The following is a 12,040-nucleotide window of genomic DNA, read 5'->3' as shown; positions in this document are numbered from 1 at the left end:
GCGCGGCGCGATCATGCCAGCCCCGCATGTTCGGCGCAGCCGGCGAGGAAGCCGCGCAGCGTGGTGTGGAAATCCGGCTCGTCAAGCAAAAAGGCGTCATGCCCCTTGTCGGACTGCACCTCGACGAACGACACATTGGCCGCGACATGGTTGAGCGCGCGGGCGATGGCCCGGCTCTGCGCCGTGGGGAACAGCCAGTCGGAGGAGAAGCTCACCAGCAGGAAGCGCGTCTTCGTGCCCTTGAAGGCGTTGGCCAACACGCCGCCATGCTCGGCGGCGAGGTCGAACAGATCCATGGCGCGGGTGATGGTCAGGTAGGAATTGGCGTCGAAACGCTGCACGAAGGAGCTGCCCTGGTATTGCAGATAGCTCTCCACCGCGAACTGATCGCCCAGCGCCGAGAGCCCCTCGGCATGTTGCAGCTTGCGGCCGAATTTGCGGGTCAGCGCGGCCTCGGAAACATAGGTGATATGCGCGGTCATGCGCGCCACGGCGAGCCCGCGCTCGGGCCGCACGCCCGCGCGCCAGTAATGCCCGTCATGGAAGGAGGGATCGGCGGCGATGGCTTGGCGGCCGATCTCGTGAAAGGCGATGTTTTGCGCCGAATGGTAAGAGGCGGTGGCCACCGGCACGGCGGCGAACACGGCTTCCGGGTAGAGCGCCGCCCAGGCCAGCACCTGCATGCCGCCCATCGAGCCGCCAATGACCGCGAATAGCCGGGAGATGCCAAGCTGCTCCACCAGTAGCTTCTGCGCGCGCACCATGTCCTGGATCGTCACCGGCGGGAAATCCACGCCCCAGGGCTGGCCGGAACCATCGGGGTGCGGCGAGCGCGGGCCGGTGGTGCCCATGCAGCCGCCCAGCACGTTGGCGCAGATCACGAAATATTTGCCGGTATCCACCGGCTTGCCGGGGCCGACCACATAATCCCACCAGCCCGGCTTGCCGGTCTCCGGGTTGTGCTCGGCCACGTATTGGTCGCCCGTGAGCGCATGGCAGACGAAAACCGCATTGCTGCGCGTGGCGTTCAGCGTGCCATAGGTGCGGTAGGCCACCGTCACGCTGTCCAGGCGCTGGCCGCAATCCAGCGCCAGACCCTGGCTGAAGGTCAGGCTCTGGTGCTGCGTCTCCGGAAAGGCGGGATTCTGGTCCATGGCTAACCCCACGCATATGCTCTGGCCGCCCCCGGCGCGCAACCCTCGCCGCCGATTCCACCCGGCTGGCTTGGCGCTTCCCGCACAATTCGCTAACAGCATTCGGCGATGACACAGTCCCTCACCCCGAACACCCGCCTCGCCGAGCTGCGCGCGCAGCTCGATGCGCTGGACGACCAGATCCACGACCTGCTGATGCAGCGGGCGAAAGTGGTGGAATCCGTCGCCACCGATGGCGGCAAGCGCGGCACCAAGATCCGCCCCGGGCGCGAGGCGAGCATCCTGCGCCGCCTGCTGGCCCGCCACGGCGGCGCCCTGCCGCGCCAGGCCATCGTGCGCATCTGGCGCGAGATGTTCGGCGCGGCGCTGATCATCGAGGGCGGGCAAACCATGGCGGTGTGTGATGGCGAGGGCGGCGAGACGCGCCTCGCTCTGGCACGCGAGCATTTCGGCCCGCTCACCCCGGTGCGCCGCCACGCCAACCCGGCGCAAACCATGGCCGACCTCACCCGCGAGGGCGGCGCGCAGCTCGGCGTGCTGCCGCCGTTAGCCGAGGATGACGAGGCGCATGGCGGCTGGTGGCCGCTGCTCACCGCCTCGGGCGCGCAACGGCTTTACGTGATCGCCAAAATCCCGTTCTGGACCAAGCGGAGCGAGGGTCTGCCCGTGGGTGACGCCTATGTCGTCGCCACCGTGCCGCCCGATGCCAGCGGCGATGACCGCGGGCTGCTGGCGCTGCAATTCACCGCCGACACCTCGCGCGCGCGGATGATGGCGCTGGTCAAGGATGCCGGGTTCGAGCCAGGCGCGCTGTGGGTGCGCCGCCTGCCCGGCAATACGCATCTGCACGCACTGGTCGAGGTGGCCGGGCTGGTGGAAGACGCCGATCCGCGCCTCGCCGCCATTGGCGGGCTGGAGGCGCCGCCGGTGGCGATTGGCGGCTTCGCCGTGCCGGTGGACGCATGAGCGCCCCTACCCCAAGGCCGGAGGTGTTTTCAGTCGCCCCCTATGTCGGCGGCGAATCCAGGCTGCCGGGCGTCACGGCGCCGCTGAAGCTCTCCTCCAACGAGGGCGCGTTCGGCCCGCCCCCCTCCGCGATCAAGGCCATGGCCGAAGCCGCGGCGGCCATGCACCGCTACCCGGACGGCTCCTCCGCCACGCTGCGCCACGAGATCGGCGCCAAATTCGGGCTGGACCCGGCGCGCATCGTCTGCGGCAACGGGTCGGACGAGCTGCTGGTCCTGCTCATCCAGTCTTATGGCGGGCCGGGCACCGAGCTGATCATGAGCGAGCACGGCTTCTCGGTGTATGAAATCGCGGGCAAGATCGTGGGCTGCACGGTGAAGAAGGCGCCGGAGGCCAACCTCACCACCGATGTCGACGCGATGCTGGCACTGGTCACTCCGGCGACGACGATGGTGTTCCTCGCCAACCCCAACAACCCCACCGGCACGCTGCTGCCGCAGAGCGAGATGCTGCGCCTGCGCGAGGGCCTGCCCAGCCACGTGCTTCTGGTGATCGACGCCGCCTATTCCGAATATGTCGACCGCCCGGATTACGATGCCGGCGCCGCGCTGGTGGAGGCGGGCGATAATTGCGTGATGACCCGCACCTTCTCCAAGATCTTCGGCATGGGCGGGGCGCGGCTCGGCTGGGCCTATGCGCCGCCCGCCATCGCCGATGTGCTGAACCGCGTGCGCCCGCCCTTCCCGGTGAATAATTTCGCCGCCGCCGCCGGCATCGCCGCGCTGCGCGAGCCGGGCTGGCTGGAGCGCGGGCGCGCCCACAACACCCAGGCCAAGCGCCGCCTGGCCGAGCGGCTGCGCCAGAGCGGGCTCACCGTGCATCCCTCCGAAGCGAATTTCCTGCTCGTCGATTTCGGCGGCGAGGACCGCGCGATCGCGGCGGATGAGCATCTTCGCCGCGGCGGCATCATCGTGCGCCGGGTGAAATCCTACGGCCTGCCGCAATGCCTGCGCATCACCATCGGCACCGATGAGGAGTGCAACCGCGTGGCCACCGCCCTGGCGGAATTCTGCCGTGGCTGAACCGCTCTTCCGCCGGCTGGCGCTGATCGGCATCGGCCATATCGGCTCCTCCATCGCCCGCGCGGTGAAGCTGACCCCCGGCGCGGTGGCGCATCTGGTGATCTGCGACGCCAGCCCGACACATCTGGCCCAAGCGCGTGAGCTGGAGCTGGGCAATAGCTACACCGCCGACCCGGCCGAGGCCGTGCAGGGCGTCGATGGCGTCATCCTGTGCACCCCGGTCGGCAGCTTCGCGGCCATCGCCAAGGGCATCGGGCCACATCTGGCGCCCGGCTGCATCCTCTCCGATGTCGGCTCCACCAAGCAATCGGTGATCCGCGATGTCGGCCCGCATGTGCCGGAGGGTGTGCATTTCGTGCCCGCCCACCCGATGGCGGGGCTGGAATTCTCCGGGCCTGAATCCGGCATGGCCGATCTGTTCAAGGGCCGCTGGTGCCTGCTCACCCCGCCCGAGGGCGCGGACGAAGCCGCCACCGCCACGATCGAGGGCTTCTGGCAGGCCCTGGGGGCGCGCACCGTGCGGATGACCGCCGCGCATCATGACCGCGTGGTGGCGATCGTCTCCCATCTGCCGCATCTCATCGCCTTCACCATCTGCGGCACCGCCGATGATCTGGCCGATGAGACCCGCGAGGAGGTGCTGCAATTCGCCGCGGGCGGCTTCCGCGATTTCACCCGCATCGCCGCCTCCGACCCGGTGATGTGGCGCGACATCTTCATCAACAACAAGGATGCCCTGCTGGAGATGTTCGCCCGCTTCTCCGAGGACGCGCAAAGCATGGCGCGCGCGGTGCGCTGGGGCGACACCTCGTATATCGAGGACAAGATCAACCGCGGCCGGAAGATCAGGAAGAGCCTGATCGACATCAAGCAAGCCTGACGGAGCCTGGGATGCAAAGTACAGCGGTCATCATCGCGGCGGGGCTGGGCACGCGGATGAAATCGGCGCTACCCAAGGCGGCGCACAAAATCGCCGGGCGCCCGATGCTGGCGCATATCATCGCCGCGGCGGCGCAGGTGTTCGAGCGCATCGTGGTGGTGATCGGGCCGGACATGCCCGCCCTGGCCAAGCTCGCCGCCCCGCATGAGGTGGTGGTGCAGCATGAGCGCCTGGGCACCGCGCACGCCACCCGCATGGCCGAAAGCTGCTTCGGCGAAGGGCCGGTGGCGGTATTTTATGCTGATAACCCGCTCGTCAGCGCCGCCACCATGCGCGCGCTCAAGGCACGGCTGGAGGCCGGCGATGCCGGGCTGGTGCTGCTGGGCATGACACCGCCGGAACCGGGCAAATATGGCCGCCTCGTCACCGAGGGCGGATACGTGACGCGCATCGTCGAATATGCCGACGCCGATGAGGCCGAGCGCGCCATCGGCTTCTGCAACGCGGGCGGGCTCATCGCGCGCGGCACCGACATGCGCGACTGGCTGGCCGAAGTGGGCAACGATAACGCCAAGGGCGAGTATTACCTCACCGACATCGTGGCGATCGCCCGCGGCCAGGGCATCAACGTGGCCGCGCTGGAAGCCCCGTATGCGGAATGCATGGGCGTGAATTCCCGCGCCGAGCTGGCCCAGGCTGAGGCGGTGTTCCAGACCCGCGCCCGCGCCGCCGCCATGGCCGATGGCGTGGGCATGCAGGCCCCCGAGACCGTATTCCTCGCCGCCGACACCGTGCTGGGCGAGGACGTGCTGATCGGCCCGCATGTTGTGTTCGGGCCGGGCGTGGTGGTGGAACGCGGCGTCGAGATCAAGGCGTTTTCGCATCTTGAGGGCTGCGTGGTGCGCGCGGGCGCGGTCATCGGCCCTTATGCGCGGCTGCGCCCCGGCGCCGATGTGGGCGAGGACGCGCATGTCGGCAATTTCGTCGAGCTGAAGGCGGCGACGCTGGGCAAGGGCGCCAAGGCCAACCACCTCACCTATATCGGCGATGCCGAGATCGGCGCGGGCAGCAATATCGGCGCCGGCACCATCACCTGCAATTACGACGGCAAGGCCAAGCACAAGACCATTATCGGCGAAAAAGCCTTCATCGGCTCCAACACCGCGCTGGTCGCCCCGGTGCGGGTGGGGGCGGGGGCGCTGGTCGGGGCCGGGTCGGTGATCACGAAGGATGTGCCGGATGGCGCGCTGGCCGTGGCGCGCGGGCGGCAGGTGACCAAAGCGCGTTGAACCCGCCGCGCCAACCCCGCCGCGCGGGGCGGGCTACATACCGATCTTGTTGAACAACCCGGCGCTGGCGGGCAGCAGGCGCTCGACCAGCCGGTGCTCCAAAAGCGCCAGCGCGACCAGGAACAGCAGCGCCAGCACGGCGAAGAAGCCCGGGCTGCTGATGCGGAATTTGGGCGGCGGCGGCGGCTCGGGCTCAACCTCGATGGCCTTGTTGCGGGCGGCCACCACCAGGTCATAAAACCCATCATGCATCGTGGCGCCAGGCTCGATGCCCATGATCCGGCCACCTTCGGCCTCCGGCGCCGCCGGCCCGGAGGCCGGGTCCATCTCGGCCTCTTGCGCGGTCGCCAAACGCTCCTCCGCGCTCAGCAGAAATTGGGACTCCTGGTCCGCTGGTTGCGCGCCGGGTTCAGCCGACCGGGGCAAGGCCGCGGCGGGCCCCTCCGACCATTCCATGGCCGGCTCGGGCGGGCCGCCACGCCATTGATGGCCGCATTGCACACAGTGCAGCTTGCGCGGACGCCCGCCAAACACGGTATCCGGCACTTCATAAGCGGTTGAGCATTTGGGGCAGACGATCTGCATATCGGGCCTAGACATGGCAGTTTTGACCGTTTCGCGCAACACGGGCGCAACGCTGTCCGAAAATATCCACCGCACTCTCTTGCCGGCACACGTCCACACGCGGCAGAAACGGTGCCAGTAATTTGTCGCATGGGCTGATGGTCAAATTCGAGGATGTATGGCTGAGATACCGGCATCCGGCACGCCAGGGCGATGCCGAGGCCGAAGCCCTGCGCGGGATCAGCTTCGAGATCCCCGATGGCGGGTTCCGCTGGCTCACCGGCCCCTCGGGCGCGGGCAAGACCAGCCTGCTCAAGCTCATTTATCTGGCCGAGCATCCAGTGCGGGGGCGGATCGAGATCCTCGGCACCGAGGCGGCCAAGATCTCCCGGCGCGATGCCGCCCTGCTGCGCCGGCGCATCGGCGTGGTGTACCAGGATTTCCGCCTGCTGCCGCAGCTCTCGGCCTATGACAACGTGGCCCTGCCGATGCGCCTGGCCCGGCGCAACGAGACGCAGGTGCATGCCGATGTCACCGAGATCCTCCGCTGGGTGGGGCTGGAAGCGCGGCTCAACGCCCGGCCCGACGAACTCTCCGGCGGCGAGCAGCAGCGCATCGCCATCGCCCGCGCCGTGGTCGCCCGGCCCAAGCTGCTGGTGGCCGACGAGCCGACCGGCAATCTGGACGATGACCAGGCGTTCCGGCTGATGCATCTGATCACCGCGCTCAACCAGCTCGGCACCACGGTGGTGGTGGCCACGCACAACACCGAGCTCGTCAAACGCTATCCGGCGCCGCGCCTCGACATCGAGCATGGCAGGTTGACCCATGCGGACTGAGCCTCGCCACCGCGCGGATTATCTCGGCCTGCGCGAGGCACTGGGCGACAGGCTGCTGCCGGTGCTGGTGGCGGCGATGAGCTTCCTCGCTGCGCTGGCGATGGCCGGGGCGCTGGCCAGCGCCACCCTGGCCGCGCGCTGGCAGCAGGACGCCACAGCGCAACTCACCATCCAGGTGCCGCAGCCGCAGGCGCCCAGCGCCGACGGCAAGACGCCGCGCCTCGCCGCCGTGCTGGCGGCGTTGCAAGCCATGCCGGACGTAGCCAGCCCGCAAGAGATGAGCCCGCAAAGCGTGAGCGCGCTGATCAGCCCCTGGCTCGGCGCCGACCCGGCGGCACTCGGCTTGGCGCTGCCCGGCGTGATCTCGGCGCACTGGACCGGGGCCACCCCGCCCGACGCGCTCGGCCCGGCGCTGGCCAAGCTCAGCCCCGGCACGCTGGTGCAAACCGGCGCGCTCTGGGCCGGACGGGTGGCGGCGCTCACCACCAGCCTGCAGGGCTGCGCGGCGGCGGTGCTGATCATCGTCGCGCTGGTGGCGGCGGCGGTGGTGGCGGTGGCCACGCGCTCGGGCCTCGCGCAGCGGCGCGAGACGGTCACCCTGATCTACGCGCTCGGCGCGCTGGATGGCGACATCGCGGCGCGTTTCGCGGCGCGGATCACGCTGCTCACCTTCGCCGGGGCCGCCGCCGGGGCGGTGCTGGCGCTGCCGGTGCTGGCTTGGCTGGCGGCGCTGGCCGCGCCCTTCGCCGGGCCGGCGCAAATCGCCGACAGCTATAACCTGCCGCCCGCGCTGCTCATCGCCCTGCCGGGGCTGCCGGTGGTGGCCGCCGGCATTGGCTGGGGCACCGCGCAGCTCACCGTGCGCGGCTGGCTGCGGAACCTGCCCTGATGCCGCGCCGCCGCCGCCAACGCGCCTCGCTGCCGCGCCTGCTGCTGCGCGGCGCGTTCGCCCTGGCGGGGTTGTGGCTGGCCGGGTTCGTAGTGTTCCTGATCAGCGTATTCACCGCCGCGCCGCCCAACCCGCTGCCCCCGGCGGACGGCATCGTCGCCCTCACCGGCGGTGATAACCGCATCGGCGCCGCGTTGGCCCTGCTGGCCGAGCGCCAAGCGCCGCTGCTGCTGATCTCGGGCGCCGGGCGCGGCACCTATCTCGGCGACTTCACCGCCGACGACGCCGCCGCCATCACCCGCTATGCCAGCGCCATCACGCTCGGCCACATGGCCGACACCACCCATGGCAACGCGCTGGAAGCCGCCGCCTGGGCGCGCGCGCACAATATGCGCTCGCTCATCGTCGTCACCGCCGATTACCACATGCCGCGCGCGATGCAGGAGATCAGCCAGCAATTGCCGGGGGTCACGCTGATCCCCGATCCGGTGCGCCCGCCCGCCATGCGCAAGATGATCAGCCTGCCCACCCTGCGCTTGCTCATCGCGGAATATACGAAGTACCTCACCGTCCGCGCCGGGCTTGGCCGGCTGGCCGCGGGCTTGCTCAACTCGGAGCCTTGACCACAGACATGCGTTTTCTCCGCCTCACCGCCTTCCAGACCGTCATGCTCGGCACCGGCGCCTTGCTCAGCCTGTGGGCCGCCTGCATCGGGCAGTTCCTGCCCGGCGGCATTACCCGCGTGGCGCAATTTTGGGCGCGGATCTGCCTGTGGGCGCTGCGGGCGTTCTGCGGCATCGAGGTGCGGGCCGAGGGGCTGGAGCATCTGCCGACGGGCGGGGCGATTATTGCCGCGCAGCACCAATCGGCGCTCGACATCCTGATCTGGCTGACCCTGCTGCCTCGCCCGGCCTTCGTGTTCAAGCGCGAGCTCAAGCGCATCCCCGTGTTCGGCTGGCTGCTGGAGCCGGCGGGGATGATCTCGGTGAATCGCGGCGGCGGCTCCGCGGCGCTGCGCGAGATGGTGGCCGGGGCGCGGCGCGCGGCCGAGGCGGGGCGGCAGGTGGTGATCTTTCCCGAGGGCACGCGCGTCGCCCATGGCGCGCGCGGGCAGCTGCGCCAGGGCATCGCCGCGCTGGCCCATGCGGTGCCGGCCCCGCTGGTGCCGGCGGGCACCGATTCGGGCCGCCATTGGGGGCGCAACTCGTTCAACAAGACACCGGGCATTGTGCATATCTGGGTGCATCCGGCCCTGCCGCGCGGGCTGGGGCGCGGGGCGTTGCTCGGCAAGCTGGCCGAGATTTATTACGGCGGTTAGGCCACCGCCTCGGCCAGAAAGAACACGATGCCGAGCAGCGCGGCCACCACCCCCAGCGCCGCGCCGAGGCCGAGATGATGCGCGACCAGCCCGATCATCACCGGCCCGGCCAGAAACCCGGCATAGCCCAGCCCGACCACGGCGGGCACGGCATGATGCGCGGCCATTTGCGGCACGCGGGCGGCGGCGCTGAACACCAGGGGCACGATATTGCCCGTGCCCAGCCCGACCAGCCCGAAGCCCAGCACCCCGGCCCAGCCATAGGGCACGAAAATGATCAACGCGAAACCGAGCACGCCGAGCGCGCTGCCCGCGCGCATCACCCAGGCCTGGCCCAGCCGCTCGGCCACCGCATCGCCCGAGAGCCGCGCCGCCAGCATCGCCACGGCGAAAGCGGCATAGCCCAGCGTAGCCGCGGCCAGCGGCATCCCGCGTGAGAAGCGGAGGAAAATGGTGCTCCAATCGGTGGCCGCGCCCTCGGTCATGAAACAGGTGAAGCAGCACAGCCCGAGCACTAGCGTGGCGCGGTTGGGCCAGGAGAAATGCGGGCCCTCGGCGGGCGGATCGCCGGCCTTGCCAATCAGGCGCCAGACCTGGGTGAGCAGGAGCAGCATGGCCGCGGCGGTGAGCAGCGCGCCGGTGGCGTGCGGGATGCCCAGGCGCAGCAGCATGCTGCTGGCCAGGGCCACGGCCAGGGTGCCGAGGCTGTACCAGGCGTGGAACCCCGACATTTGCAACCGCCCGGAGAGGCGCTCAACCACCGCGCCCTGGGCCTGGAGCGAGATGTCCAACACCCCGAACAGCGCGCCATAGCCAAACAGCAGCGCGGTGAACAAGAGCGGCGAGGGCGCCAGGGTGAGCCAGGGCAGCATCAGCCCCGTGGCCAGCCCTGCCCCGGCCAGCGCCGCGCGGCTGCCCCAGCGCGCCACGGCCAGGCCCGCGAGCGGAAACACCAGCACCCCGCCCAGCCCGCCCGCGAACAGGATCAGCCCGAGCGTGCCGTCATCGAGCCCGAAACGGATTTTGGCGAAGGGGATGGTGATGGCCCAGACGGAGATGCCAAATCCGGCCATCGCGAACATCAGCCGCATCGTCCATAATCTGGCTGCCATGCGCACCGGGCTAGCGCGCGCCGCGCTGGCAGGCGCCGGTCACACCGTCGCCTTCAGCTTCTTCGCCTCCAGCCCCTGCCAGATCACCAGCACCGGCACGGCGATGACGAAATCACGCGCCCGGCGCAGCAGCGAGAGCGACAGCGCGACATCGGGCGGCACGCCGAAAATACCGCCGAGCGCGGTATAGGCGGCCTCCTGAATCCCGGCCCGGCCGGGGATGAAGAAGGCCAGCGCCATGATCGCGTGCAGCAGCGCCTCGACGCAGATGGCATCGAGGAAGGAGAGCGGCACGCCAAGCGCGTGGAAGCCGATGAACGAGGCGGTGGCGGTGCCGAACCAGCAGCCGAGATGGAACAGCGCGGAGAGCGCGAGGCGGCCGCGCTCGCCATAGATGATGTCGAGCGCGGTTTGCAGCCGGTCGATGTTCTGGGCCGCGCCATCACCCGCCGCGCCCGCGATCTTCAGCGCCAGGGCGCGGAAGATCTTCGCCCCCGTGCCGCGCTGCGCCAGCACCAGCCCCACCCCGGCGACCACCGCCACGCACAGCCCGATGGCGATGGGCAGCAGCAGCTCGGAATGCGGCGCCTTGCGCACCAGGATGGTCAGCCCAATGCCGATGAAGACGAGCTGGGCCAGGAACTCGGTGGTGACATCGCCCAGCGTGGAGGCGACGGCGTTGGCGGTGGAGACCCCGCCCATCGAGACCACTCGCGCGCCCAGCACGAACCCGCCCACCTGCGAGAAGGGCAGGAACTCGCCCGTGGCGTCGCGCACCGCGCGGCCCCAGGTGCACAGCCAATAGCTGCCCGCCTGGTGCGAGCGCAGCAGCATGCGCCAGCACAGCCCCAGCCCCGCCAAAATGCCAAGCTGCGCCAGGGTATAGGCGCCAAACCCGGCGAGGCTGACCGAGGTGAGCACGCGCAGCACATCCGCCGCGCCGAAATAGATGACGAGGATGGTGATCACCGCCACCCCCACGAGGGCGAAGATGGCGGGCAGGAATTTCAGCTTCTGGCTCAAGATGTTTTCGGCCTGATGAAGAGGCGCGCGAGGCGCGCCAGGGTGGGGGCGGTGGTGGGGCGGCGCAGCCGCGCGTCGTAGCCGGCCATGCGGCGGTCATTCTCGGTCAGACAAATATCGATCAGCTTCGCCGTGTCCATCTCCCCGGCGATCGCTTCCGAGCCGGTGACGGTGAAATTGGCGTCGGCGCCTTCCAGCCCGTCCACCGCCTTGGCGAGGCCGATGCGCTCCCATACCAGATAAACATAGACCGCCGCCACCTTCAGCTCGAAAAACGGACGCTTCCACCAGGGCATGGTGGCGCGTTTCCAGGCGATGAAATTGGTGAAGAAGATGATGTGGCGTGTCTCCTCCTGGATCACCGGCTCGAAGGTCTCGACCAGCTCGGCGGGGAAATAGCCGGAGCGGCGGGCCATCTCGAACAGGCCGAAGGCGAAGAAGCTGTCGAGACACTCGGAATAGCCGGTGACGAGGAAGCCCCATTCGGCGTCGTTCGGCAGGGCATAATATTCGTCGGGTTTCACCCGAATGTCATAGGCGGCGACGAGGCGGGAGAGCACGTCACGGTGGCGGCGCTCCTCGCCCGCCATGTGGGTGAGCGCGTCGCGCAGCGCCGGCTCCTTCACCGTCTGGGCGAAGAATTCGATGCGCGCCCCGGCCTTGTTCTCGGTCTGCACCGCGATATCCCAGATCGGCAGAGAGGTGATGCGCGCGAGCGCCTCGGGCGCCAACTTCGGCCAGTTGAGCGCGGCGGGCTTATAGGGGTTGTAGGTGGCGCGGAGCAGCTGAGTGAACATTTCGAAATGCATGGCCGAGCCGGGTTTGGCCGGGCCGGGGTGCGGATAGCCCCAATGCCTCGCGTTATGGTCGGCGGTTGCGACGGCCATGTCGTTCATCATCGTCCTCATGGTTGCGCCAAAGGCG

Annotated in this window: 13 protein-coding genes; 8 read left to right on the top strand and 5 right to left on the bottom strand. The window is 69.4% G+C overall.

The window, feature by feature from the left end; all coding sequences use genetic code 11:
• Positions 1-11: 11 nt before the first annotated feature.
• Positions 12-1,154, bottom strand: a complete 1,143-nt coding sequence (locus tag LI953_RS11960) for a homoserine O-acetyltransferase (RefSeq protein ID WP_227076316.1) — start codon at positions 1,152-1,154, stop codon at positions 12-14.
• Between the two features lie 108 nt (positions 1,155-1,262).
• Between LI953_RS11960 and LI953_RS11955 the strand changes: the two genes are divergently transcribed.
• Genes LI953_RS11955 through glmU form a run of 4 tightly spaced genes read left to right on the top strand, consistent with a single transcriptional unit; the run spans position 1,263 to position 5,371 of the window.
• Complete coding sequence (locus tag LI953_RS11955; protein ID WP_227076315.1) at positions 1,263-2,120, top strand: chorismate mutase; 858 nt, start codon at positions 1,263-1,265, stop codon at positions 2,118-2,120.
• Positions 2,117-3,202, top strand: coding sequence for a histidinol-phosphate transaminase (gene hisC / locus LI953_RS11950; protein ID WP_227076314.1), 1,086 nt, complete (start codon positions 2,117-2,119; stop codon positions 3,200-3,202). The genes LI953_RS11955 and hisC overlap by 4 nt, the downstream gene beginning before the upstream one ends.
• Positions 3,195-4,082 (top strand): prephenate/arogenate dehydrogenase family protein, encoded by an 888-nt coding sequence (locus LI953_RS11945; protein WP_227076313.1) that lies wholly within the window; start codon positions 3,195-3,197, stop codon positions 4,080-4,082. The genes hisC and LI953_RS11945 overlap by 8 nt, the downstream gene beginning before the upstream one ends.
• 11 nt (positions 4,083-4,093) lie before the next feature.
• The gene (gene glmU / locus LI953_RS11940; protein WP_227076312.1) at positions 4,094-5,371 is read left to right on the top strand and encodes a bifunctional UDP-N-acetylglucosamine diphosphorylase/glucosamine-1-phosphate N-acetyltransferase GlmU; all 1,278 of its coding nucleotides are present in this window, start codon (positions 4,094-4,096) and stop codon (positions 5,369-5,371) included.
• Between the two features lie 33 nt (positions 5,372-5,404).
• On the opposite strand, the gene LI953_RS11935 is transcribed toward glmU, so the two are convergent.
• Positions 5,405-5,971: a zinc-ribbon domain-containing protein gene (locus LI953_RS11935; RefSeq protein WP_227076311.1), complete on the bottom strand. Its 567-nt coding sequence runs from the start codon at positions 5,969-5,971 to the stop codon at positions 5,405-5,407.
• A 122-nt stretch (positions 5,972-6,093) separates the two neighbouring features.
• Between LI953_RS11935 and ftsE the strand changes: the two genes are divergently transcribed.
• The 4 genes from ftsE to LI953_RS11915 are packed head-to-tail and all read left to right on the top strand — an operon-like array spanning position 6,094 to position 8,981.
• The gene (gene ftsE, locus LI953_RS11930; protein ID WP_227076310.1) at positions 6,094-6,774 is read left to right on the top strand and encodes a cell division ATP-binding protein FtsE; all 681 of its coding nucleotides are present in this window, start codon (positions 6,094-6,096) and stop codon (positions 6,772-6,774) included.
• A complete protein-coding gene (locus tag LI953_RS11925; RefSeq protein ID WP_227076309.1) occupies positions 6,764-7,663 on the top strand; it encodes an FtsX-like permease family protein in 900 nt (299 codons plus the stop codon). Before ftsE ends, LI953_RS11925 begins: the two co-directional genes overlap by 11 nt.
• Positions 7,663-8,286 (top strand): YdcF family protein, encoded by a 624-nt coding sequence (locus LI953_RS11920; RefSeq protein ID WP_227076308.1) that lies wholly within the window; start codon positions 7,663-7,665, stop codon positions 8,284-8,286. Before LI953_RS11925 ends, LI953_RS11920 begins: the two co-directional genes overlap by 1 nt.
• Before the next feature lie 8 nt (positions 8,287-8,294).
• A complete protein-coding gene (locus LI953_RS11915) occupies positions 8,295-8,981 on the top strand; it encodes a 1-acyl-sn-glycerol-3-phosphate acyltransferase (protein WP_227076307.1) in 687 nt (228 codons plus the stop codon).
• Here LI953_RS11915 and LI953_RS11910 read toward each other — a convergent pair.
• Genes LI953_RS11910 through LI953_RS11900 form a run of 3 tightly spaced genes read right to left on the bottom strand, consistent with a single transcriptional unit; the run spans position 8,978 to position 12,012 of the window.
• A complete protein-coding gene (locus LI953_RS11910; protein WP_227076306.1) occupies positions 8,978-10,093 on the bottom strand; it encodes an MFS transporter in 1,116 nt (371 codons plus the stop codon). The two genes, LI953_RS11915 and LI953_RS11910, sit on opposite strands and share 4 nt — an antisense overlap.
• 39 nt (positions 10,094-10,132) lie before the next feature.
• On the bottom strand, positions 10,133-11,116 hold the full coding sequence (locus LI953_RS11905) for a lysylphosphatidylglycerol synthase domain-containing protein (protein ID WP_227076305.1): 984 nt from the start codon (positions 11,114-11,116) through the stop codon (positions 10,133-10,135).
• Entirely contained in the window at positions 11,113-12,012 is a 900-nt protein-coding gene (locus tag LI953_RS11900; RefSeq protein WP_227076304.1) for a ferritin-like domain-containing protein, read from the bottom strand. The genes LI953_RS11905 and LI953_RS11900 overlap by 4 nt, the downstream gene beginning before the upstream one ends.
• Positions 12,013-12,040 lie beyond the last annotated feature (28 nt).

Origin of the sequence: Acidocella sp. KAb 2-4 (genome assembly GCF_020567705.1) — a bacterium.
GTDB lineage: Bacteria > Pseudomonadota > Alphaproteobacteria > Acetobacterales > Acetobacteraceae > Acidocella.
The sequence above is the reverse complement of the archived record's forward strand: the minus strand, read 5'-3'. Positions and strand labels throughout refer to the sequence as shown.